Annotated in this window: 22 protein-coding genes; 11 read left to right on the forward strand and 11 right to left on the reverse strand. The window is 49.5% G+C overall.

The window, feature by feature from the left end:
• The first annotated feature begins 67 nt into the window (after positions 1 to 67).
• A complete protein-coding gene (locus FW415_RS05645) occupies positions 68 to 787 on the forward strand; it encodes an SIMPL domain-containing protein (RefSeq protein ID WP_148383304.1) in 720 nt (239 codons plus the stop codon).
• Positions 788 to 994: 207 nt separating this feature from the next.
• Here the strand turns inward: FW415_RS05645 and FW415_RS05650 are convergent, their stop codons facing one another.
• The 3 genes from FW415_RS05650 to FW415_RS05660 all read right to left on the reverse strand — a co-directional run bounded on the left by FW415_RS05650 (position 995) and on the right by FW415_RS05660 (position 5,587).
• The gene (locus FW415_RS05650) at positions 995 to 1,495 is read right to left on the reverse strand and encodes a hypothetical protein (protein ID WP_148383305.1); all 501 of its coding nucleotides are present in this window, start codon (positions 1,493 to 1,495) and stop codon (positions 995 to 997) included.
• Between the two features lie 282 nt (positions 1,496 to 1,777).
• A complete protein-coding gene (gene gyrB / locus FW415_RS05655; RefSeq protein ID WP_148383306.1) occupies positions 1,778 to 3,757 on the reverse strand; it encodes a DNA topoisomerase (ATP-hydrolyzing) subunit B in 1,980 nt (659 codons plus the stop codon).
• 144 nt (positions 3,758 to 3,901) lie between these two features.
• A complete protein-coding gene (locus FW415_RS05660) occupies positions 3,902 to 5,587 on the reverse strand; it encodes a hypothetical protein (protein ID WP_148383307.1) in 1,686 nt (561 codons plus the stop codon).
• Positions 5,588 to 5,702: 115 nt separating this feature from the next.
• Here FW415_RS05660 and FW415_RS05665 point away from each other — a divergent pair, with 115 nt between their 5' ends.
• Entirely contained in the window at positions 5,703 to 6,629 is a 927-nt protein-coding gene (locus FW415_RS05665) for an AraC family transcriptional regulator (protein WP_148383308.1), read from the forward strand.
• Here FW415_RS05665 and FW415_RS24905 read toward each other — a convergent pair.
• Both FW415_RS24905 and FW415_RS05670 read right to left on the reverse strand, forming a co-directional pair.
• Positions 6,615 to 6,758, reverse strand: coding sequence for a hypothetical protein (locus tag FW415_RS24905; RefSeq protein WP_168208682.1), 144 nt, complete (start codon positions 6,756 to 6,758; stop codon positions 6,615 to 6,617). The genes FW415_RS05665 and FW415_RS24905 overlap by 15 nt on opposite strands.
• A gap of 360 nt (positions 6,759 to 7,118) precedes the next feature.
• Positions 7,119 to 7,583, reverse strand: coding sequence for a PepSY-like domain-containing protein (locus FW415_RS05670; protein WP_148383309.1), 465 nt, complete (start codon positions 7,581 to 7,583; stop codon positions 7,119 to 7,121).
• 228 nt (positions 7,584 to 7,811) lie between these two features.
• On the opposite strand from FW415_RS05670, the gene ileS reads away from it, so the two are divergent.
• A complete protein-coding gene (ileS, locus tag FW415_RS05675) occupies positions 7,812 to 11,138 on the forward strand; it encodes an isoleucine--tRNA ligase (protein ID WP_148383310.1) in 3,327 nt (1,108 codons plus the stop codon).
• Here ileS and FW415_RS25300 read toward each other — a convergent pair.
• A complete protein-coding gene (locus tag FW415_RS25300) occupies positions 11,118 to 11,807 on the reverse strand; it encodes a hypothetical protein (RefSeq protein ID WP_246858938.1) in 690 nt (229 codons plus the stop codon). The genes ileS and FW415_RS25300 overlap by 21 nt on opposite strands.
• On the opposite strand from FW415_RS25300, the gene FW415_RS25305 reads away from it, so the two are divergent.
• Positions 11,794 to 12,240 carry a TraR/DksA C4-type zinc finger protein gene (locus FW415_RS25305; RefSeq protein WP_246858940.1) on the forward strand — a complete coding sequence of 149 codons (447 nt, stop codon included), beginning with the start codon at positions 11,794 to 11,796 and terminating at the stop codon, positions 12,238 to 12,240. The two genes, FW415_RS25300 and FW415_RS25305, sit on opposite strands and share 14 nt — an antisense overlap.
• Positions 12,241 to 12,509: 269 nt before the next feature.
• On the opposite strand, the gene FW415_RS05685 is transcribed toward FW415_RS25305, so the two are convergent.
• The 3 genes from FW415_RS05685 to FW415_RS05695 all read right to left on the reverse strand — a co-directional run bounded on the left by FW415_RS05685 (position 12,510) and on the right by FW415_RS05695 (position 16,436).
• Positions 12,510 to 12,788 carry a hypothetical protein gene (locus tag FW415_RS05685; protein ID WP_148383312.1) on the reverse strand — a complete coding sequence of 93 codons (279 nt, stop codon included), beginning with the start codon at positions 12,786 to 12,788 and terminating at the stop codon, positions 12,510 to 12,512.
• Between the two features lie 179 nt (positions 12,789 to 12,967).
• Complete coding sequence (locus FW415_RS05690; protein WP_148383313.1) at positions 12,968 to 14,491, reverse strand: glycosyltransferase; 1,524 nt, start codon at positions 14,489 to 14,491, stop codon at positions 12,968 to 12,970.
• A gap of 136 nt (positions 14,492 to 14,627) precedes the next feature.
• Positions 14,628 to 16,436 carry an ABC transporter ATP-binding protein gene (locus FW415_RS05695; protein WP_246858941.1) on the reverse strand — a complete coding sequence of 603 codons (1,809 nt, stop codon included), beginning with the start codon at positions 16,434 to 16,436 and terminating at the stop codon, positions 14,628 to 14,630.
• 157 nt (positions 16,437 to 16,593) lie between these two features.
• On the opposite strand from FW415_RS05695, the gene rbfA reads away from it, so the two are divergent.
• The gene (gene rbfA, locus FW415_RS05700) at positions 16,594 to 16,962 is read left to right on the forward strand and encodes a 30S ribosome-binding factor RbfA (RefSeq protein WP_148383315.1); all 369 of its coding nucleotides are present in this window, start codon (positions 16,594 to 16,596) and stop codon (positions 16,960 to 16,962) included.
• A gap of 1 nt (position 16,963) precedes the next feature.
• Positions 16,964 to 18,196, forward strand: a complete 1,233-nt coding sequence (locus FW415_RS05705; protein ID WP_148383316.1) for an ABC transporter permease — start codon at positions 16,964 to 16,966, stop codon at positions 18,194 to 18,196.
• 95 nt (positions 18,197 to 18,291) lie between these two features.
• Here FW415_RS05705 and FW415_RS05710 read toward each other — a convergent pair whose 3' ends face one another.
• Positions 18,292 to 19,128 carry a transketolase gene (locus FW415_RS05710; RefSeq protein ID WP_148383317.1) on the reverse strand — a complete coding sequence of 279 codons (837 nt, stop codon included), beginning with the start codon at positions 19,126 to 19,128 and terminating at the stop codon, positions 18,292 to 18,294.
• A gap of 159 nt (positions 19,129 to 19,287) precedes the next feature.
• Here FW415_RS05710 and FW415_RS05715 point away from each other — a divergent pair, with 159 nt between their 5' ends.
• The gene (locus FW415_RS05715) at positions 19,288 to 20,430 is read left to right on the forward strand and encodes a glycosyltransferase family 4 protein (RefSeq protein WP_148383318.1); all 1,143 of its coding nucleotides are present in this window, start codon (positions 19,288 to 19,290) and stop codon (positions 20,428 to 20,430) included.
• Between the two features lie 93 nt (positions 20,431 to 20,523).
• Positions 20,524 to 21,087 (forward strand): ribosome recycling factor, encoded by a 564-nt coding sequence (frr, locus tag FW415_RS05720; protein WP_148383319.1) that lies wholly within the window; start codon positions 20,524 to 20,526, stop codon positions 21,085 to 21,087.
• Between the two features lie 51 nt (positions 21,088 to 21,138).
• Here the strand turns inward: frr and FW415_RS05725 are convergent, their stop codons facing one another.
• Positions 21,139 to 22,005: a DMT family transporter gene (locus FW415_RS05725; RefSeq protein WP_148383320.1), complete on the reverse strand. Its 867-nt coding sequence runs from the start codon at positions 22,003 to 22,005 to the stop codon at positions 21,139 to 21,141.
• 69 nt (positions 22,006 to 22,074) lie between these two features.
• On the opposite strand from FW415_RS05725, the gene FW415_RS05730 reads away from it, so the two are divergent.
• From FW415_RS05730 to FW415_RS05740, 3 genes are all read left to right on the forward strand, one after another.
• Complete coding sequence (locus tag FW415_RS05730) at positions 22,075 to 22,830, forward strand: PPK2 family polyphosphate kinase (protein WP_148383321.1); 756 nt, start codon at positions 22,075 to 22,077, stop codon at positions 22,828 to 22,830.
• Between the two features lie 76 nt (positions 22,831 to 22,906).
• On the forward strand, positions 22,907 to 23,281 hold the full coding sequence (mscL, locus tag FW415_RS05735; RefSeq protein ID WP_148383322.1) for a large-conductance mechanosensitive channel protein MscL: 375 nt from the start codon (positions 22,907 to 22,909) through the stop codon (positions 23,279 to 23,281).
• A 77-nt stretch (positions 23,282 to 23,358) separates the two neighbouring features.
• A complete protein-coding gene (locus FW415_RS05740) occupies positions 23,359 to 24,300 on the forward strand; it encodes a DUF3078 domain-containing protein (protein WP_148383323.1) in 942 nt (313 codons plus the stop codon).
• The last annotated feature ends 1 nt before the right edge of the window (position 24,301 follow it).

Raw genomic sequence — 24,301 nt, forward strand, 5'->3', positions numbered from 1 at the left:
GCCTGCAAGGGCATATGGAAACAAACCTTAACCCTGCATCCTGAGATTGAATTTAAAAAGCAAAACCATGAAAAAATTGACCGTATTATTAATGGGACTCTTTATGACAGCAACATCTTTCGCCCAGACCACCGACAACAAGCCCCCGGTGAAGAAGATCGAAGTGAACGGCTCCGCCGAAATGGAGATCACTCCGGACGAGATCTTTGTGAACATTACCCTGCGGGAGTATATGAACAGGAACACCAAAGTGGCGATCACCACGCTGGAAGCGAAACTGCAAAAGGCCGTGCAGGATGCCGGTATCCGGAAAAGCGATTTCACCATCGAAAATGTATTCGGCTACAATTACGACCAGTGGTGGCGTAAAAAGAAGAACGATGAAGACTTCCTGGCGCGTAAGCAATACCGGCTGAAGCTCAACCGGCTGGACAAGATCAATGGTATCCTTGCGGCAGTGGATGAAGAAGGTATCGAAGCCGTGAATGTAGCTTCTTATACCCACAGCAAAATGGAGGATTTCCGCAAACAGGTGAAAATGGATGCGCTGAAAGCAGCCAAAGCAAAAGCGGAATACCTGCTCGGTGCCATCGATGAAAAGATCGGTGGTGTAATAGAGATCCAGGAGTTCAATACAGACCATTACAGCGATGTGCGCCCGGAAATGGCCAATGTAAGGATGTTCGCCTCCAAGGCTGCCGATGCGGGAGGAGCGCCGGATTCCAACATTGATTTTAAAACGATCAAGATCCGCGCAGAAGTAAAAGCGGTGTTCGGCATAAAATAGTGCGGAAGAAAGGAATAGAAAGAGGGTGTATCCGATGCGGTACACCCTCTTTGCGTTTGCAGTGGTGGCCATGGGCAGAAGCCGCGTGGCCGTTGAATGCCGTTAATGCTGTCTTAAGTTGTCTGTTTTTTCCGGTTGGCTCGCCGTAGCTCGCTGACCGGAATTTTCGTCATAGGTAAAGGGATAAATAGGACAACAGTTGTAAGGTTATTTCAATGTCAATACGGATACTTCAAATTTGCCCTCCGAGACCGTTTTGCTCAGCGAAGGATCATCATCGCTGATGATCACACCGGAAAAAGTGCCTTTCGCCCGGGTCTCCGAGATCGTTTCGAGCTGAATGCTCGCGGCGGCGCCCTCACTGATATTATCGGCAGAATAGATGCCTGCGTACAGGTTGCGCGACCAGGCAATGGAATTCAAAGCCTCGTCACTCAGGGAATAGGTGCCGGTTTTCAGTTGTTTGTCAGGAAAGATCACGTTAACGGTGACCATGTTGTTCTGCGCCGTCAGGCCGGAAATGACCAGGAAAGCGCCGGTTTCTGCGGTATCATGGAGGGTGGCCGTCAGTTGCCGGGTGACCGTATAAAGCGTATCATTCACCTTCAGGGAGAAGGAACCGGCAGCGGTGTTCTTCTCTTTCTCGCAGCTAAAGAACAAACCGGTAACCAGGAGGCCAAGGGCCAGGGTAAGGTGATTACATTTCATAGGATAAATAAAAAATTGAGCGATTATATATAGCAATATATAGTTGTCATCAGAAAAGCCCCCTTTTTAGCGGCCTCCTGGTGCGGTTTTCATACAAGTTTTGATGTTTTTATTGCGGTAACACTGCGGGGTGTTACGTTTGATTGTTTTCGTGTGCAATATAATCTTTATATATAGATTACAGAAATTTTTTATAGATAAAATTTGATATTTGTATGATCCTGATAAAAAAAGAGCCGTTTCGGTTAGAAAACGGCTCTTATACTATGACTTTTTGAAATGTTATGCGTCGATTTTAGCGTATTTGGCATGAGACTCGATAAATTCCCGGCGTGGGGGCACTTCATCACCCATGAGCATGGTAAAGATCCGGTCGGCTTCAAATGCGCTGTCGATCGTCACCTGTTTCAGGGTGCGGGCGTCCGGGTTCATGGTGGTATCCCAGAGTTGTTCTGCGTTCATCTCACCAAGACCTTTATAACGCTGTATGGTTACACTGTCTTCCCTTCCGCTGCCCGCTAGTCTGGCCACAGCTGCTTTGCGCTGTTCTTCCGTCCATGCATAGATATGTTCTTTCCCTTTCTTCACCTGGTATAAAGGTGGCTGGGCGAGGTACACAAACCCTTGTTCCACCATTGCCTTCATATAGCGGAAGATAAAGGTCAGGATCAGTGTGGCGATGTGGCTTCCGTCCACATCGGCATCCGTCATGATGATCAGTTTATGATAGCGGAGCTTGGTGAGGTTCAGTGCTTTGTCATCTTCCGGTGTGCCGATGGTCACGCCAAGCGCTGTAAAGATGTTCTTGATCTCTTCGTTTTCGTAGATCTTGTGTTCCAGCGCTTTCTCCACGTTCAGGATCTTTCCCCGCAGCGGGAGAATGGCCTGGAAATTACGGTTGCGGCCCTGTTTGGCCGTACCACCCGCGGAGTCTCCTTCGACGAGGTAGAGCTCACATTTTGCGGGGTCGTTATCGGAGCAGTCCGCCAGCTTGCCGGGCAGCCCGCTGCCGGTCATCACGCTTTTGCGTTGTACCATTTGCCGGGCCTTGCGGGCGGCTTCACGCGCCTGGGCGGCCAGTACCACCTTGTTAATAATGGTCTTTGCCTCACGGGGATGTTCCTCCAGGTAAGCATCGAGCACACTGGCCACAGCGCTGTCCACAATACCCATTACATCGGAGTTGCCCAGCTTCGTCTTGGTTTGCCCTTCGAACTGCGGCTCGGGAACTTTTACGCTCACGATGCAGCTGAGGCCTTCCCGGAAGTCGTCCCCCGTCACTTCCACCTTGGACTTTTCAAACATCTTGTTCTTGTCGCCATAGGCCTTGAAGACCCTGGTGATAGCCCTGCGGAAGCCGGCTACGTGGGTGCCGCCTTCTATTGTGTTGATATTGTTGACATAAGAGAAAACATGTTCATTGAAGGAGTCATTGTACAATATGGCCACCTCTACTGCTACGTTGGAAGCAGGATCATGTGTTTCGATATAGATGGGGGTAGGTACCAGCGGGTTGCGGCGGCCATTCTTGTCCATCAGTTCCACAAATTCTACAATACCGCCTTCGCTGTAGAATACTTCGCTGAATGCGTTGCCGTTTTCGTCCTTTTCGCGCTCGTCGGTGAGTGTGATGCGGATCTTCCTGTTCAGGAAGGCCAGTTCGCGTAGGCGGCCGGCCAGGGTTTCGCGGTTGTATGTGGTTTCAATGAAAATGGTGGCATCGGGTTTGAAATGCACGATAGTACCGGTAATATCACTGGTTCCGATCTCGCGGACACTGTACTGGGGATGGCCCATTCTGTATTCCTGCTCGAATATCTTGCCCTCGCGGTGAACGGTTACATGCAGCGGGTCGCTCAAAGCGTTCACGCAACTTACGCCCACACCGTGAAGACCACCGGATACCTTATAGGTGTTCTTGTCGAATTTGCCGCCGGCATGAAGCACGGTCATCACCACTTCAAGCGCCGAGCGTTTCTCTTTGGTATGCATGCCGGTGGGGATACCACGGCCATCGTCTTTCACACGTACGGAGTTATCCTCGCAGATCGTCACTTCAATATTCTTGCAATAACCGGCGAGGGCTTCGTCAATAGAGTTGTCCACTACTTCATATACCAGATGGTGTAACCCTTTGACCCCGATGTCGCCAATATACATGGCGGGACGTTTCCGCACGGCTTCCAACCCTTCCAATACCTGAATACTACCCGCATCATAGCCATTGCTAGGGGTAGTTGCTTGCACTAGTTCTTCACTCATATTATTAGCTGAAAATCTTTTTTAAACAAATCAGTAGACAATCGTGCAAAAATAAGCAAAATCAGGCTAATTTCCATGAAAAACAATGCATATTTGAGAGGGGTGGATACTATGTGAATAGCGCATAAACAATGGGGTAACACATTACTTTTTTCGTTTACCCATTGACTCCAGCAAAGGGGTGCCCACGGTCTCTTTTACCCCGGTGAAAATCGTTTTCCAGACCAGGTTGAAGAATGACTTCCGGATATCCCGGCGGAAAACTGGTTTGACCACCCGTACAGCCTCGCCGGGGGAGGGGTTTTCGTTCTTGATAGCCAGCAGGTTCGCGAAAAGGGATGCCAGCCCCTTCCGGCGTTTGTTCCCCTGTTTATCCTCTTCGTCTTTCAACATGCCGATCTTCAGGTTGGAATACAGGAATTTCAATGTGCCGGAAGCGCTTCTTTCATTGCCTTTCATGCTGAATTCCAATTCCCTGATATGCGCTGAACGGATCTGGATATTTCCCATTGCTGTGGTCATACCATTTAATTCCTTTCCGTCCATATTATTCAGCTGCCCGGAAACCGCAAAGGCCCCGTTGGTGTCGCCCAGCGTAAAATCAAAGTGGGCCCGGAGCTTGCCGGTCTGCATCAGGATGGCATGCAGGTCTGCCTTGCAGTGGTTATCTTTCGCCACCGCTGAATCCACATTGGAAATGTTCCGGAAAATGCCGCCGGCATTATGGAACATCACCTTGCCGGTTTCCCCGGTTTCGGCACTGACCTCCGTGTAGGAAATATCCACCCCTTTGACGTTTATCGAATCTATATGGAGCGGCATCTCCATTTTGTGCAGCAACTGGTTGGGGAATTGCCCCAGTTTGTTGCCCGGAGGCATCGGCAGTTTGCGGTTACGGTAGGCGTGCAGTTCACCGCCATTGATGTCGATGGCCTTGACGAAGAATTCCTGCCGCTGGAGGAGACTGATGAAGGGAATGCCCTGGAAGCGCAGTTCCCGGAATGCCAGCTGGAAGCGGTCTTGCTGCGTTTTTATCTGTTTGTCGAAATCAGCCTTGCTATAACGGGGCTCCAGTTTTATCTCTCCTATGTTCATCTCCCGTGCCACGGCATTGTAGCTGATCTTGTTCACATGCAGCCAGTACAGGCTGTCCGGTGTCCGGTAATCCCACTTATCCAGGGTCAACTCAAATTCCCGGGCGTAGAGGAAACGCGCCGGGTCATGCTCACTGATGGAATCTATCTCCACACCCCGGATATTCATGCCCACTCCTTCCAGTTGCGTGATCGCCCTGCTGCTGTCTTTCCGGATCTGCGTAAAGGTCAGTTTTGTGTCAGCCAGGTCGATCCGCCCCACGCTGAAACTGTTGATATTTTCATGAATGGAGGCATACAGGCTTTGCCTTGGCGTGGTATCAACGCTCCGCAGGTCATCTATGATGGTGATCTCCGGATCTTTAACCACAATAGCCTTCACATCCACCTTTTTACCCAGAAAATACCGGAGAACGTTCATTCCGCTGATCTGCAAATGGCTCATTGTGGCATTATACACCGTGGATGGGGCGCGTTGTTCAGCTACCATACGGGCGTACACGGCACTGTCCGGCAAAAGCACCACATTTTCAATGCCCATGCTGCCGGTCAGCAGGTTAAGACTGATCTCCCGGTAGGCAAGGGTATAAAGGCTGTCGGAGCTTTCTTTTACAGAACGGCTCAGCTGTTTGTCCAATATCCCTTTCCAGTGAACGCTCAGATACCATGCAGTACCAAGTATAAGGACTATTAATATAGCCAGTGACATGAGTATGATCTTCCAGATACGTTTCATTATGGACGGTTGTTGCTAAATCTGTACCAAATCAGCTGTTTGGGGGCTGAATTGTAAGGTGTTTGTAAAACTGGTAATATTATAACAACGATTCATTAGTTTTGTGTGGCTTTACATGAAAGAAGTACAGGAAATATTATCAATTGCGATCCCGCAACCAGCGTTGAGCGACCAGCTGCAACTTGCCGAAACGGCCAGTGTGTCAGTGCCCGACTGTCTGGATTACAGCCTGCAGCGCTACGTCTTCGAGCGTCCCCTGCCGGTGGAGGATGTGGCAATGGTGGTATACCAGCCCGCAAAACGTGGACAAACGGCAGCGATAGAGCTGCGTTACTGCGTGGCGGGGAACAAGTATTGCAAGAATCCCAACTGCACGGACGAGGTATGCGCGGGAGGCCATAAAAAGAATGATTGTAATAATAAGCTGCCATCTGTGGATATGATCACGGTGCGTTTTCAGCCGGCTTTTATTCAATCGCTCCAGAAAGGGAACTCCTCCTCCACAATTTTCGAAATGCAGTCCAGAAAGCCTTTTGTGAAAACCATTCAGCTCTGTACCAAATCGAAAGCGGTGCTGGAGCAGATGGTGCATAACAACTATGAAGGTGTGCTGCGGAATATCTTTCTGCAAAGCAAGTCCCTTGAACTGCTCCTGTTCAGCTCCGATCAATTCATCCAGAATGATCCTGATGAACGTTATGGTTGCCGTTTCCTCACCCAGATGGAAGATCGCGGGAAGATCGAGAAAGCCAGAAGCATCCTTTTGGAGCAGCTGGATGCACCGATCACCATCCGGGAGCTGGCCCGCCGGGTAGCGATGAACGAATGTTACCTGAAAAAAGGTTTCAAAGCGATGTTCGGTACTACCATCTATGATTATTTCCAGAAAGAAAGAATGGAAAAAGCGAAAGGCCTGTTATACGAAAAAGGGCTCTCCGTTTCTGAAGTGGCCATCATGATGGGGTATTCCTGTATTTCCCACTTTTCCACGGCTTTCAAAAAACATACAGGCCTTAAGCCATGTGAATTATTGCTCCGCTAAACGAGCCGTGACGTTGCGTTTCCCCGTTTCTTCCCAAGTTGCACGATACATTTTCCCTTTACGATCATTTGTTTTCCCGATTTCGAAAGCCATTTCATGGTGTTTGCCTTTTCTTTGTGCTACGATCATTGGATGTTTATCCGCGGGTCCTTATAAGCTTCCTTATCAGATTTGACCTAAGGAAAAGCTTGCAGACGATAGTAAAGCCATTATAAAGCAGTACCTATCAAACACCACTTGACCTTAAGAGCGGGGACTGCGAGTCAGTAAGTTTTTCCACCGTAATTTGCATAAAGCCGTTACTTTTCAAGTAGCGGCTTTTTCGGTTTTTGAACACAGCAAGCGCGTGTTCGGAACCCATGTTAAAATAACATCACTTTTGGCTAATTTTGTTCATTTCAAACAAAAGAAAAACCCCGCCCAAAAGAGCAGGGTCTGTCCTATTTATCCCTATACCTATGAAATACTTAATTAAATTTCTTTTATTTTCTACTCAACAATAGTGCCAATATCATTCAAAAGTACAGTTTTGGCAGCTCCGTTGTCGTCAATGTTTACCTTATAATAAGCCGCTACATCAGCCCTTTCTATCTTCCATCCATCTTTAACAACGGCGGAAGGATATTTGTTCTGTAAAGTACCCAAAACTGATTCGGGCAGATTATTGCTTGCATATTCGCTGCGGGTAGCGACCCAGGTACCTTCGGTACTATATTCTACTGCAGTTTTTACTCCTTCCTGCTCAAAAGCTGCGATCCAGTTGCCTGATGCAGTCTTTTTCCAGGACGCGTCAGCTTTCCCTGTGAATTGCGCGTTCTGTTGGAAAGCTTCTTTCACAGCGGCCGGAGCCTCTACTTTTTTTGCAGCGGATTTGGTCTTAGATGATTTTTTTTGCGAAAATGCTACGCCGGAAGAAAATATAGCAGCGCATATGATTAACGTTACTTTTTTCATAAAAGATATGGTTTACTGCGTTGTGATCTTTTTCCAATCTAACCAAGAACAATGCCAAAAACGCAAAGAAAGTATAGTTTATTGTAAATTAATTAATTTTTGGTTGAATTTATTCAACAAACCTGTTATTTTTTATGAGCGGTAAGGCCACTCATAATCCTCCCTGTATTTTCGTAACTTTGCACGATTTTAAATACCGTCAATAACAATAAAGGAGAGGAATTGTTTATGTCCAGCAAATATCAGGAATATAATCAGTTGAACTTGCCACAGATAGAACAGGATATACTGCAAGCGTGGGAAGAGCACCAGATTTTTGAAAAAAGTGTATCGATCCGCGAGGGCGCTGCGCCTTTTGTATTCTATGAAGGGCCTCCCAGTGCCAATGGGTTGCCGGGCATTCACCACGTAATTTCCCGCGCCTTGAAGGATCTCGTCTGCCGTTACAAAACGATGCAGGGGTTTCAGGTAAAACGTAAAAGCGGCTGGGATACCCACGGCCTGCCGGTGGAACTTGGTGTGGAAAAAGCGCTGGGCATTACAAAGGAAGATATCGGTAAAAAGATCTCCATTGCTGAATATAATGATACATGCCGCAGAGAGGTATTGAAATATAAGGACCGCTGGGAGGAACTGACCCGTAAAATGGGGTACTGGGTAGACCTGGAACGGCCTTATATCACCTTTGATAATAATTATATTGAAAGCCTCTGGTGGTGTCTGCAACAGCTGTATAAAAAAGGCCTGCTGTACAAAAGCGTCAGCATTCAGCCGTATTCACCCGCAGCGGGTACCGGCCTCAGTTCTCATGAACTGAATCAGCCCGGTACATATAAAGACGTTAAAGACACTACGGTGGTAGCCATGTTCAAAGCCATTGACGCTGAGAACTCCAGGTTCCTGTTTGATGCCGCCGGCTCTGATCAGGTGTTTTTCCTGGCATGGACCACCACGCCCTGGACCCTCCCGTCCAACCTGGGGCTGACCGTTGGCGCCAATATCGAATACCAGTTGATTAAAACATTCAATCCCTATACCAGCCTGCCCATCAACGTTATTGTGGCAAAAGACCTGGCGGGCAAATATTTCAAAGCGGAAGGGGAAAATGCTGATTTTGAAGCCTGGAAACCGGAGGATAAAGTCCTGCCCTGGAAAATCCTGACCGCTTTTAAAGGAAGCCAGCTGGAGAATATCCGTTATGAACAGCTGCTGCCCTATGCCCAACCCGAGGAAGGAGACCCGTTCCGGGTATTGCTGGGAGATTTCGTGACCACCGAGGATGGTACCGGCATCGTGCATACAGCACCTGCCTTCGGCGCGGACGATAACCGTGTCGGTAAAAAATATGGCATCGGCATACTGACGCTGGTGGACCGGCAGGGCAAGTTCCTGGATAATGTGGGCGAGTTCGCCGGCCGTTATGTGAAGGATTACAAGAATGATCCGGCGTATAAGGACGTGGATGTGGACATTGCCGTCAAACTGAAAAAAGAGAACCGCGCCTTCAAAGTCGAAAAATACGAACACACCTACCCGCATTGCTGGCGTACGGACAAACCGGTATTATACTATCCCCTCGATGCCTGGTTCATCAAAACAACGGCAGTAAAAGACCGGATGGTGGAATTGAACAAGACCATCAACTGGAAACCGGCGGCTACCGGTACCGGTCGTTTCGGGAACTGGCTGGAGAATATGGTGGATTGGAACCTGAGCCGGAGCCGTTATTGGGGAACCCCATTGCCGATCTGGCGTACAGAAGACGGCAGCGAAGAGATCTGCATCGGCAGTATTGCCGAACTGAATGCCGGCATACGTCTCGCTAATGAAGTGCTGGGCGGGGATGTGAATAAGCATTACCTGCATGAAGGCATACTGGACCTGCATAAACCGTATGTGGATGATATCATACTCGTTAGCTCCACCGGCAAGCCCATGCGCCGTGAGCCTGACCTGATCGACGTATGGTTCGACAGCGGAGCGATGCCGGTAGCGCAATGGCACTACCCGTTCGAGAACAAGGAAATGATCGACAACGGATCTGCCTTCCCCGCTGATTTCATTGCGGAGGGGGTGGACCAGACCCGGGGGTGGTTCTATACGCTGCATGCCCTGGCCGTGATGCTGTTTGACAGCGTAGCTTACAAAACCGTTGTTTCCAACGGCCTGGTGCTGGACAAGAACGGCAACAAGATGAGCAAACGCCTTGGCAATGTGGTGGACCCGTTTGCCACCATCAACCAGTTCGGCGCCGACGCCACCCGCTGGTACCTCATAACCAATGCATCTCCATGGGATAGTATGAAGTTCGATCTGGACGGGATCAGGGAGGTGCAGCGCAAATTATTCGGTACATTATATAATACGTATAACTTCTTTGCGATGTACGCCAACCTGGACGATTTCCGGTTCAGGGAAACATACATTCCGCTGGATCAGCGCCCGGAGATCGACCGCTGGATCATTTCACTGCTGAATACCCTCGTGAAACAAGTGGGCAGCAGTCTGGATGATTATGAACCCACCCAGGCCGGCCGTGCTGTGCAGGAATTTGTGGACGAGCACCTGAGCAACTGGTATGTAAGGCTTTGCCGCCGCCGGTTTTGGAAAGGGGAATATGAGCTTGACAAGATCAGTGCTTATCAGACCTTATATGAGTGCCTTGAGAAGATCGCGCAGTTGATGGCCCCCGTTTCTCCATTCTTTACAGACTGGTTGTACCGGAACCTGAATACAGTGAGCGGTCGCCGCGAGGCAGCCTCTGTTCACCTGACGGATTTTCCGGTGGCTGACGAAAAAGCAATTGACAGGGGCCTGGAAGAACGGATGCAGCTGGCGCAGGATGTTTCCTCACTGGTGCTGTCTCTCCGGAAGAAAACCAATAACAAGGTGCGGCAGCCTCTTCAGAAGGTATTGATACCGGTGCTGGACCCGCATATGCAGACTCAACTCTCGTTAGTGGAGCATTTGGTAAAAAGCGAAGTGAATGTAAAAAGTATTGAGTATCTTACGGAAACGGAAGGTTTCATCAAGAAAAAGATTAAGCCAAATTACAAAACGCTGGGCAGCAGGATGGGAGCGAAGATGAAAGCGGTTGCCAGTGCGATCAGCGGTTTTTCCCAGCATGACATTGCTACGCTTGAAAAGGACGGGGAATTTGGCTTAATAATTGATAATGAGCGTATTCCGATTTCATTATCCGATGTCGAGATCATTTCTGAAGATATTCCCGGGTGGACGGTAGCCAACAAAGGTGCGCTGACGGTGGCCCTGGATATTACAATCACTCCTGCGTTACTGGATGAGGGCAATGCCCGTGAGCTGGTTAACCGGATCCAGAAGATACGGAAAGACAGTGGTTTTGAGCTAACTGACCGGATTGCTGTAAAAGTGCAGGAGGTTGATGGCCTGAAGTCGGCGATAATTAACTTTAATGACTATATTTGCACGGAAATTTTGGCAGATAGCCTGGATGTGGTGACGCAATTACAGGAAGGCATTGAAGTAGAAGTTAACGATCTTAAGTTCAACGTATTAGTTAACAAAAAAAGCTAATCCCATGGCAACAAAGAAGAAGGTTGCTAGTAAAACTACCAAGAAGGCGGTACCTGCCAAGAAAACTGTAGCTAAGAAAGCGGCTCCTGCGGCAAAGAAACCCGCGGCTAAACCCGTGCCTGCCAAAAAAGCGGCTGCTCCCAAAAAAGGGGCATCCGGCAAGGCAAAGCCGATAGCAGCGAAGCCCGCATCCGGTAAAGCGGCAGTAAAGAAAACACCAGTGAAAGCCGCTCCCAAAAAAGCGGCCGCCGCCAGGAAACCCGCAGTTGCCCCAAAGAAAGCAGCCGTTGCCAAAGGACCCGCGAAGAAAGCACCAGCAAAAAAAGCACTACCGGCTCCAAAAACGCCGGTAACGAAGTCAACTCCGGCGAAAGCAAAAGCGCCCGCAGCGAAGAAGGCTCCCGTGACGAAAGCACCGGCAGCAAAACCAGCGCCGGCAGCAAGCAAGCCCGCAGCGCCGAAAACGATTGCCAAGCCGGTTATTTCTAAACCCGTAGAAAAAGTCGATATAATGCCAGCAAAGAATAAACAGGAAAAACCAGCGAAAGAGACAGTCAAGAAAGCGAGCAAAACAGAAGAACCTGTAAGAAGGACAACTGAAAGGCCAACTTCAAGAACTGTTGCCAGTAAATCTTCTACTCCAGGCAGGCCAACGATGAAGACGGTCACCACTTATGCTCCGGAGTTCACTAAATCCGTGCTGGATCAGCCGGACGCGCCTACCGGACCGATCTACCGTTACAGCGATCCCGAACTGCAGGAGTTCAAAGAGATCATCCTGAAGAAACTGGAAGCTGCCAAAAAAGAACTCGTCTATCTCCAGGGGCTTATCACCCGCAAGGATGAAGCCGGTACTGATGATACCGAGAATAAGTACATGAGCATGGAGGATGGCAGCGGTTCACAGGAAAGGGAACAGTTGAACCAGATGGCCAGCCGCCAGATCCAGTTTATTGATCACCTTGAGAAAGCCCTCATGAGGATCGAAAATAAAACATATGGTATCTGCCGCGTGACCGGTAAGCTGATAGACAAAGCCCGCCTGAAGGCAGTACCTCATGCCACCCTGAGCATCGAAGCCAAACTGGCCAAAAGCAAGTAAATAATATTCGTCTAGCAAAATAACTGAGAGGGCTGTTCGAAAGAACGGCCCTTTTTCATACATCGCTTTTATCAGCGGGTATGCCATAAACCCTGCTTACAATAAGGCCGGGAAATCCCGGCCCCTGAACGCGGTCAGGAAAAAGCAAATCCGAAGCACTGCGCGGTCAGACTGGCATCTCCCATATTTCAAATCTACAATGCGTGCAAATAGATGGCTGTCGATGATCACCAATCTGCCTCAACCCCGAACACCAAATACCAAACACATCAAGCCGCACAATCAGCACCACTCCGTGTTCCCCTGATCTTTTGCATGGTTTCAAGTGCCACCCTCACCCGCTCTATCATTGCCTCTAGCAAATCGTCAGAAGGATGCATTTCCGCAGATGCCTCCGCATCGCTGATCAATTCCCGGATCTCTTCAAGCGTCAAATGCGCACTCCTGCTGATTTCCAGCGTAACCATATTGAACTGCTGAATGATCTTTTCATCTGTGGCAAGATCAATTGCTTCATGCAACCGCTCCCGCATTACCGAAACTTTCATAACGTTTTAGTTTTTTACGAATGTAGCAGCAAGCATGAAAACAGCCCGCAAAAAACAGCGATACTTCCTTCGCGAAACCGCAAACTTTCTCCGTTTTTTAAACATTCTGAGCACCACAGCACAAAAAAATGCCTCCCGGTTGACCGGAAGGCATTATCTGTTAATTGATAATCAAATTGTTATTCTTCTTCTGCCACAGCAGGAGCCATCGCTTTTCTAACCTGCCTTGCCGCCAGGTACAACAGGCCGGCTGTAGCCACTACCGCCAGGCTGCCCAGCCCGATATTGCGCATCTGCCGTTTGGATGGCCAGCGTCTTCCGTTCTTTACGGGGCTCGCCTGCGCGATATCCAGCAACGGGGCCATGCAGGGATCTTCAATCACCTTGTCTGCCATGAAACCAACCTCCACAAGTTGGGGATGATAGGCAACACCGATACCCGCTTTTTCCAGCATGGCGTGGTCGCTTTCCCCATTCCCCACATAGATGATGTTCTGCGGCGGGATGTGGTATTTGTCCGCAATATATTTCAGGATATGACTCTTGTCGTAATGCTGCGTATTTTCCCCCGGCTCCAGGAAGTAATCGGGAATGCTGAGCTCGCCGGTGGCCACACTATGGATCAGGTGAAGACGGTTCGCAAAGGCGAAATCTGCCCCCAGTTTGTTCTTCATATGTTGTGCAACGCATTCGAAACCATCTGTAATGAATCCGCAGACATACCCGCGTTTCTTCAGCTCCCGGATCACATGGCGGATATCCGGTGTGTATGGAATATTGTCCGCCACTTCCAGCAGCTCAGCCAGGTTCCTGCCCTGGAAAAGCGCCGCAGAGCGCTGGAGGATCGATACCGGGTCTGAATAGTGCTGCAATATCTGGATCAGCGCTTCCTCCTGGTCAAAAGCGGCCGCAGCGAGGTAAGTATAGTTCTGTGTGAAAACGGCTTCATCCAGGTTAAAGATCACCATCTTCTGCAGCTTGTCGATCGATTCGAGAATGGAATATTCCATCTGTTCCCGGATGATATTGATATTCCCCAGCGTCTCCAGGTTCTGCAGGGGAATGCTTTCCGCCTTGCGGAGGATAGTGCGGGATACTTCGCGGGACATTTTGCTGAGCTGCTCCCAGGTCTGCATCGCATTTTCCAGCCTTCCGATATTTACTTCCTTTATGCGTGCGTTTTGCAGGTACATATCTATCAGCAGGCCAATATCAACGCCATAGTCATTCTCAAAATGCACTTTCTGCAACAGCGATTTACGCGCAGCGATCATTCCGCTCAGCGGTTGCTGAAAGTTTGCCAGTCCGGGGAAAAGTATGCTCAGCAAAGGTTTTGCTACCAGCTGGGTAACGCGGCCCGCCTGCCGTTCAAAATATGATTTTACAAAATCAGCTTCATCATTTACAATATCGTCCGTCAGCAGTTCTACCAGATTGTCAGGGTAAGTAAGAATATCTCCGTCGACATACATGATCACATCATGTTTTGCCGCCATCATACCTTCGCGCATGGAAATACCTTTGCCACGCTGACTGCTGGTGATCACACGCACTTTTTCTTTCATCGCTTCCTCTACGGTACGGTCTGTTGAATTATCGTCCACCACAATGATCTCTATAGGCCGGGAAGTTTTCCCGATCGTCTTTATCACCTGGCGTATGGTGGCGCCTTCGTTAAGCACTGGTATAATTACGGAAATCACAGGTGCAATTAGTTTTAGTGAACAAATAAGGTTCCTTCAGGCAGGCTCAAAGTACCAAAAATAATACCATTTGCCAATCAAAGTTAAAGCACCTTCGCAGCGGTGAAGATGCTTTAAATATGTGAATATTTTTCTACTATTTAAATTCCTGCATCTCTACCAGCTTCTTGTAAATGCCGTTAGCAGCAAGCAACGCATCGTGTTTGCCTCTTTCCACGATCTCCCCTTTATCCATAACAATAATGTCATGCGCATGTTGAATGGTGGAAAGCCGGTGTGCTATCACGATAGTAGTGCGGTTTTGCATCAGTTTGTCCAGCGCCTCCTGTACGAGTTTTTCGGATTCTGTATCGAGTGCGGAGGTAGCTTCATCAAGAATGAGAATGGGCGGGTTCTTGTAAATGGCGCGCGCGATCGTCAGACGCTGCCGCTGGCCGCCACTGAGTTTGCTGCCACGGTCACCAATATAGGTCTCGTACCCGTTCTCCAGCTGATCGATGAATTCATGGGCATTGGCGATCTTTGCCGCTTCCATGACTTTTGCTTTATCCACATCAGGCTGACCAAAGGCAATGTTGTTGAACACCGTATCATTAAAAAGAATAGCTTCCTGAGACACAATACCCATCAATTGCCGGAGATCTTTCAGCTGCAGATCGCGCACATCCCGGCCGTCTATTCGCAGGCTGCCCCCGGCGGCATCATAGAAACGCGGAAGCAGGTCTGCCATGGTTGATTTGCCTGCGCCGCTTTTGCCCACCAACGCTACCATCGTCCCTTTTTCTATCCTGAGGTTGATATCCTTAAGCACGTACTGCTGCTCGTATTTGAAGGAAAGATGATCGTAAGCGATATGACTGTCAAATGATGTGATCTTTTGCGCATCAGGTTTGTCCTCGATCACATTCGGCTCGTCCAGCAGTCCGAATATCCTTTCGCCTGCAACAATACCGCGCTGCATGGATGTAAAGGCATTGGATATGTTCTTGGCGGGTTGCAGGATCGTAAAGTAGAGGCCGAGATAGGTAATGAACTGTTCCGCCGTCAATTCCTGATCCCCTTCGAAGATCATATATCCCCCTACCATTACCAATACCACCACCAGGATCACGCCCAGCGCTTCGGATACCGGGGAAGCCATTTCACGCTGATTATAGATAGCCTTGCTGAGTTTTGTAAATGCCCGGGTAACCTCACCGAACTTTCGCTGCATGTAACTTTCCGCCGTAAAGGCCTTGATAATGCGTATGCCGCCAAGGGATTCCTCGGAAATGTTGAGCAGTCTGCCAAGCATCTCCTGGCTGTAATATCCTTTCTTGCGCAGTTGTTTGGAGATATAAGCCACCAGGAAACCGGATATCGGGAAGAAGACAAGCGTGAACAGCGTCAGCTTTACCGAGATGTAGAACAGCGCGAAGAAAGTGAAAATGATGATGAAAGGATCACGCAGCAACACCTGTATCGAGTTGGCAATGGTGTACTCCACTTCAGATACGTCATTGGTCATGACAGACAGCAGATCACCCTTGCGGCGCTGATTGAAAAAGGACATGGATTGCGAGGTGATGCGTTCGTATAGCCGGTTCCGTATCCTTTCCAGGATATTCATCCGCAGGCGTACCATCACCCGTACGCTCATGTAACGGCCAACATTGGCGATCAGTGTGGAAGAGGCGATAACGATGCAGACAAACGCCAGCGCATAGCTCTTCCCGTTTTCCGTAGCGAACTTCTGAAAATAGAAGGTGAACAGATCGATGAAATATCTGATCGTAAAGGAAAATTCAGGTATTGCCGCCACGGTGGCCTGCTCCGGAGGATCGAACAATACCTGCAGCAGCGGGATCAGCATGGTGAAGTTGATCAGGCCGAATATGATCCCGATCAGGGCGTAGATCACATATTCAGGTATATAGTGATGCAAAGGCCGTACAAACCTGAGCATTCGCAAAAAAGTATTCATTCCGGTAAATTGATGATCCGCAAAAGTACGCTAAAAGGGCGAATGTTGGGAAGGCCGCGGGTTTTGCGGATAACCGGTTAAAATGGTTATTTTTGGCCGGATTCCTGTGATATATCATGCAGGTTTAAACTGAGAAAAGATGCAAGAAACAAAAAGGCAAAAGCAGGTAGGGCAGCTGGTGCAGCAGGAGTTGAGCGATATATTCCTGCGCATGGGCTTCAATGTTACGGAGGGCGGCATGATCTCCATCTCGTCCGTGAAGATGACGCCGGACCTGCTGGAAGCGCGTGTGTACCTCAGCATGTTCCAGATCAGATCACCCGAGGAAATGCTGGGACGTATGAAAGAAAAGATGGGCGAGATCAGGCGGGAACTGGGCAACCGTGTGGCCAAACAGCTGCGCAGGGTGCCTGAACTGGTTTTCTTCCTGGATGATACGCTGGACCAGGTGTTCAAAATGGAAGAGTTGTTCAAGAAGATCAACGAAGAGAAAAACCGGGAATCATAACATGATCTGGCAATTCGCTTTACGTTATTTCCGTGCCCGCAAGTCCACCAGCGCCATCAATATCATTGCATGGGTGAGCGTTGCGGCCATTGCCGTCGGCACGGCTGCGCTGATCACCGTGCTGAGTGTCTTCAACGGATTCACCGGCCTGGTGAAATCCCTGTATTCTTCTTTTTACCCTGCGCTGAAAGTGATGCCTTCCAGCGGCAAGACCATCCTGCTGACCGATGCGCAACTGAAAGAGATCGCTGCCGTACCGGGTGTAGCGCATTTCTCCCAATCCATAGAAGAGAAAGCTGTGCTGCGTTATGGAGAAGATCAGACGATAGCTGTGCTGAAAGGGGTGGACCGGCAATTCGTTCAGGTTGCGGGAGTGCAGGACAAGATCGTGCGTGGAGAGTTTGACCTGGGGCAGGAGAACGGGTTCAGTGCAGTACTGGGTATAGGTATTGAAACGGCGCTTGGGGTGGATGTAGAGCATAGCTTTGTGCCGGTGAACGTGTACATGCCCAAAAGGGACGCCGGCATCTCTTTCAATGCGGCCATGCCGGAGCAGTCGCTGAACAGTGGTGTGATCTATCCTGTAGGCACATTTGCCATCCAGCAGGAGTTTGACAGCAAATACGTGTTGACGGATATCGGCTTTCTCCGTAACCTGATGAACCTCCGCCCCGGGGAAATGTCTTCCCTGGAGATCTCGCTGCAGCCGGGTGCTTCGGAGAAACGGGCGAAAAGGAGCATACAGGCGTTGCTTGGAGATGAGGCTAAAGTGCTGACCCGGGTAGAGCAGAATGCCACCATTTACAATGTGATGCAAACGGAGAAATGGGTAGTGTATGTATTCCTCAGCTTCATCCTGGTGATCGCGGCGTTTAACATGATCGGTTCCCTGTCCATGCTCGTCATAGAAAAGCAGAAAGATATTACCATTCTCAAGGCGATGGGCGGACGCAACAGTCTTATTCAGCGGATATTCCTTGGGGAAGGCCTGATCATTGCCGGTGCCGGCAGTGTACTGGGTTTCACCATAGCCATTACGATCTGCCTGTTGCAGCAGCGCTTCGGGCTGGTCAAACTGGGGGGCGGCTCATTCCTGATAGATGCTTTCCCGGTGGAAATGCATTGGGAGGATTTTGTGCTGGTGATCGTAACGATCCTGGTCATTGGTGTGCTGGCAAGCTGGTATCCGGCCAGCCGTGCGGCAAAACAGGAAATCACGCTCAAGGCGATGTGATACCGCATCAGGGAAAACCGACTTGTGCAGGCATAAAAAAACCGTTCCGGAATACGTTTCAGAACGGTTTTTTTATGATATCAGTCTGACAGTGATCAGTAATCTCCTAAAGTCTCGGGCAGTTGTGCCAGGGCTTTGGCCAGTTGCTCGTTATTCGGAGCGATGCCGTGCCATTCGTGTGAGCCCTCCATGAAATCCACGCCTTTGCCCATTTCCGTTTTCATGAGGATAACGATGGGCTGGCCTTTGCCGGTGAGCCCCTGGGCTTTTTCCAGTGTGGCGATCACTTCGTCCATATCATTTCCATTCATGGTCAATACTTTCCAGCCGAAGGCCGTGAATTTGGCATTGAGGTCGCCCAGGTCCATCACCTTGCTGGTAGGCCCGTCGATCTGCTGGCCGTTGTAATCCACGGTGGCAATGAGGTTGTCTACTTTATGATGTGCCGCGAACATGATCGCTTCCCAGTTCTGCCCTTCGTCCAGCTCACCGTCCCCATGCAGGGAGTAAACCAGCCGGGTATCCTTGTTCAGCTTCTTGGCCAGCGCCGCACCGAGCGCAACGCTGAGGCCTTGTCCCAGGGAACCGCTGGCAACGCGAACGCCGGGCAGGTGTTCATGCGTGGTGGGGTGGCCCTGAAGGCGGGAGTCGATCTTGCGGAAGGTGGCCAGCTCCTCAATGGGGAAATAGCCGGAACGAGCCAGCGCACTGTAGAAGACAGGGGAAATGTGCCCATTGGACAGGAAAAAAACGTCCTGGTCTTTCCCGTCCATATCAAAAGGCTGCGGATGATGCTGCATCACCTTGAAGAACAGGGCCGTAAAATAATCGGTGCAACCGAGGGAACCTCCGGGATGCCCGCTTTGTACTGCATGTACCATCCGTACTATGTCCCGCCGTATCTGGGAGGCAATATCTTTCAGTTCTGGCATGATAATTGGCGTTTTAGAAGCGCAAAAGTAATAAGAAATTGCCCGGAAATACAGTACAGCGGTCAAAATTTTGCCAGAGATGGTTAAAAACCATGGTTTTTAAAATTTGTTGATACGCATTTCACTGAAATTAATATCTTTGCAATCACAACCCCCCGTATGGAGAATGTAATTATCGCGACTGTCCTGAGTTTCGTTATAACCTACTTTGCCATCCCCGTTCTGATCCGGGTGGCTGAGTTAAAGCATCTTTATGACGAACCAGACGAGCGCAAATCACATAAGTCCCGTATCCCAACGCTAGGCGGTCTGGGCTTTTTTGCAGGTTTCCTGCTGGCAACCGCTGTTTGTGCCCCTGCGCAGCAAGCCTTTCCGTTGCAATACCTCCTCGCCGCATTTTTCATCATTTTCATAGTGGGAATGAAGGATGATATCGTTGGATTATCACCTGTAAAGAAACTGATCGGCCAGCTGGTAGCCGCTTTTGCTATTATATATCTCGGTAATCTCCAGATCCAGAGCATGTATGGCTTCTTCGGTATCGGCCAGTTGCCCTATCACTTCAGTCTGTTGCTGACCTACTTCACGTTCATCGTGGTGATCAATGCCTTCAACCTGATAGATGGTGTGGACGGGCTTGCGGGTAGCATCGGCATGCTGGTGTCCGCTGTGCTGGGTGCTTACTTCCTGTACGCGAACGAGTTGTTGTATGCCGTGATGGGCTTTTCCATGGCTGCGGGCCTGGCGGCATTCCTGATCTTTAATATCACCCCTGCGAAGATATTTATGGGCGATACCGGTTCCCTGCTGGTGGGACTGGTGAATGCCACACTGATCGTGAAATTCATCGAAGTCGCCGGCAATCCGGCCGGAAAGATGCCGTTACAGGCCGTTCCCGGCATTGCTTTCGCCATCCTGATCGTTCCGCTGTTCGATACCCTGCGGGTATTTGCGATCCGTATGTCCAGGGGCCGCTCTCCTTTCACGGCGGACCGCCATCATATTCATCATTATATGCTGGCACTGGGGCTTAGCCATCGCCAGACCACCCTGGTAGCGGTATTATTCAACATCGGCTTTATAGGGATGGCCTATTCCCTGCAATATATCGGCAGTACTTACCTGCTTCTCCTTGTGGGCAGCACTGCTTTTGTGCTGACCAGTGTTCTTTTCGTTCTGAAAAGGAAAAAGGAAACCGCCAGAACCACGATTATTGTGGCAGAACCGGTGGAAGTTCCGCAAACCATTACCAAGCCAAAGATACTGCGTATGAACCCCGAAGGGGTGTTGCAGGACAAATGATCTGTCTTCAGTTTCTGCATTGTCCCGGGGCCTTCATCCTTTGATGATTAAAAGATTTCATGTAGGTTTGCAAGCACTCAAGTAACAATTCTTATGCAAGACGATCTAAATTTAATTCTGGAGGATGCGCAGGATTCCATGCAGAAAGCTATTTCCCACCTGGAAGCAGAGCTCACCAAAATTAGGGCCGGCAAGGCAAATCCTGTTATATTGGATGGTATCACAGTAGACTATTACGGAGCGCCTACAGCATTGAACCAGGTTGCCAACGTTAGCGTAGCAGATGCGCGTACGCTTACGATCCAGCCCTGGGAGAAGAACATGCTGCAACCCATTGAACGTGCGATCATCGCATCGAATATCGGGCTTAATCCACAGAATGACGGCCAGATCATCCGCCTTTTCCTGCCGCCGTTGACAGAGGAACGCCGGAAAGAACTGGTGAAAAAGGTAAATGCAGAGGGGGAACAAGCCAAGGTAGCAGTACGGAATATCCGGCGCGATGCGATCGAAGCCATCAAAAAACTGCAGAAAGACGGCCTGAGCGAAGATACTGCCAAGGATGCCGAGGCAGATGTACAGGAGCTAACCGATAAATATATTGTTGCGGTGGACAAACATTGCGCCCAGAAGGATAAAGAGATCATGGCTATCTGAAGCGATAGCCGGAAAATACAGATACAGGGGACGGGCCGCAAGCCCGTCTTTTTATTTGCGGTTCACCAGGTACACTCCGCCCATGATCAGTACCAGGCAAAGCACCTGCAGCATGTTGACCAGTTCCCCGGCCAGCAGCCCCCAGCCGATGGCTACCACCGGAAGGCCATAAGTGACCATTGACGCGAATATAGCGCCTGCGGACTTGATCAGCTGGTAAAAGAGCATGGATGCGATCCCCGTACCCATGATACCCAGTACCATACTGGCGCCGAGGCTCATCCAGGCTTTGTCCGACTGCCCGAAAACAGTGAAGAAATCACCGGAAAGCAATACCGGCAGCGCGAATACCGCCATAAAGAACAAAGAAACAGACACCAGTTGCAGGGAGGCAAAGCCTTTCAGATGATGATGCACAATGGCGATATTGAGCCCGTAGCACGCCGTGGCCAGTAACACGAAGAAGCCGTAGTACCAGTAGGCGTTCGTATGAATGCCTTTGGCCAGGAAAAGACAGATCACGCCGGCAAGACCAATGGCCAGACCGGTCAGTTGCCGCCGCGTCACCGGCGCACGGAAGATCATCAGCCCGAACAGCAGCGCAAATACCGGCGTAAAAGAATTGAGCATGCCCGCCAGTGAGCTGTCTATCCTCGTTTCCGCGATGCAAAAGAGATAAGCGGGTATCCCGTTCCCCAGGAGCCCCGAAAGAATAATGACAGGGAGCTTGTTTTTAGGGGTCTGCCGGATGAACCGGAAAAAGAAAGGAAGCATGGCCAGCCCGCCGGATATCAGCCGGATGCTGGCTACCTGGTAAGGGTTGAAGGCCTCCAGCCCAAGCTTCATCAATATAAACGAACTGCCCCAGGTAAGGGAGAGCAACAGGAAGATTCCCCAGTTCAGCAAGCGATGGTCCATACAGGTGCAAATATACAGTTTCCCGCAGTCTGCATCATTTTGCTTAAATTTAGTACATAACTAACGCATATGCCTACTGTTAAACTCTCGGAGATCGCCACCGGCGCTCCCAAAAAAGTATCAAAGGAAGCCGCTGAAACGGCGATGAAAAAGATACTTGATGAACTGGACGAACTACAAAATCTCCTGTATGCTGAACATAAACACAGTTTATTGGTTGTATTACAGGGAATGGATGCCGCCGGAAAAGACGGGGCTATCAGGGATGTTTTTGGCCAGCTTAACCCGATGGGCGTAAAAGTTCAGCCTTTCAAGGCGCCCACGGAAAGGGAAACCGACCATGATTTTCTCTGGCGTATTCACCTTCATGCACCCCCGAAAGGGGTGATCCAGGTATTCAACCGATCCCATTATGAGGATGTATTGGTACAAAGAGTGCATAAATGGGTGGATGAAAAGACGATCCGGAAGCGAATGGACGCCATCAATGATTTCGAAAAGCTGCTCACCGTCCATAACAACACGCATATCCTGAAATTCTATTTGCACGTATCTCAAAAGGAGCAGGCGCAGCGGCTTGAGGAACGGACCAAAGACCCGCGGAAGATGTGGAAGTACAACGAGAAGGACCTTGCGGAAGCGAAGCTGTATAAAACATACTGGAAGGCGTATGAAGATGTGTTCAAACATTGCGGGAAAGTGCCCTGGCATATCATCCCGGCGGATGACAACTGGTTCAAGGAATTCCTGATCGCAAAAACGGTTAGGGATACACTGAAATCCCTGAAAATGAAGTACCCCCGTCTTCCGGAAGCCAAAAAATAACTAAAATAAAATTCCATATTTTATTAATATCGCACTTGTCTGAGCACATTTATTAACGATTAAAAACCTGGAACGTATGTCTTTTTTCAGCGAGTTTAAAACCTTTGCCATGAAAGGCAATGTAATTGATCTGGCCGTAGGCGTTGTTATCGGCGCAGCATTTGGCAATATCGTAAAATCCCTGGTGGACGCGATCATCATGCCGCTGGTAGGTATTCTGCTGAATGGTGTCGATTTTAAGGAAAAGATGATCAAGGTCGGTGCGGCTGAAGTCAAATACGGCCTGTTCATACAGGCGACGCTGGAATTTATCATTGTAGCCCTGGCCATCTTTTTTGTGGTAAGGACCATCAACAGGCTCAAGAAAAAAGAAGAACCGGCCCCTCCCGCAGGCCCTACTGTGGAACAGCAACTGCTGATGGACATCAGGGAAGAACTTAGAAAAAAATAATACTTTTGCGCATCGGTAAACGGTTGGCTGTACTATACAGCCAACCGTTCAGTTATTACACCATTTAATCTACAATAATGAAGAAGATCTGTTTGTTCCTTTCTTTGTGCGCGCTTTCTTTTTATTCGGCACAGGCACAGGATGACAGCATGAAAAAACTGCGGGAGGAAGCTGCCAAGAAAATCCAGAACAAGGAAATCGACAGCGGCAAGCACTGGATAAGAGGAGCCACCTTTGGCCTTACATTCAATCAGGGCTCCCTGACCAACTGGGCCGCAGGTGGAGACAAGCTGTCCCTTTCATTGCTCGGTACCCTCAATCTCATGGCCAATTATAAAAAAGGAAGACATTCCTGGGACAATAACCTCGATCTCGCGTATGGCTATGTGAATACCACCAGTCTCGGCAGCCGGAAGAATGACGACCGTATCGACCTTACCTCCAAGTATGGGTACGAAATCGGCAAAAACTTCTATCTGAGCGGGCTTTTCAATCTGCGCACGCAATTCGACAAAGGATATCTCTATCCCGCGGATACCACACCGGAGCTGATCTCCCGGTTTTTCTCCCCGGCGTTCATCGTGCTTTCGCCGGGTATAGACTTTATGCCGAACAAGGAGTTTTCACTGTTCGTATCCCCGATTACCGCCCGCTGGGTGTTGATGATGGACGATTCCCTTTCTGCCAAAGGCGCTTATGGCGTGGATACCGGCAAACATGTTAAAAGTGAATTCGGCGCTTACCTGTCCGCTACCTGGAATAAGAACATCACCAAAAACATTAATTACCGCTCCAAACTGGAGCTCTTCTCCAATTACAAACACAATCCCGGCAATGTGGACGTGTTCTGGACCAATATGATCACCCTCAAGGTCAACAAGCTGATCTCCGCCAATGTGAGCGTAGATATGATCTATGATGACGATGTGAGGGTATTCGAGAACAGCAAGACCGGGGTGCTGGGGCCACGGCTGCAGGTCAAGCAGACCATCGGGGTAGGGCTAACCGCCAAATTCTGAT

The sequence above is a fragment of the Chitinophaga sp. XS-30 genome (assembly GCF_008086345.1).
In the GTDB taxonomy this organism is placed as follows: domain Bacteria; phylum Bacteroidota; class Bacteroidia; order Chitinophagales; family Chitinophagaceae; genus Chitinophaga.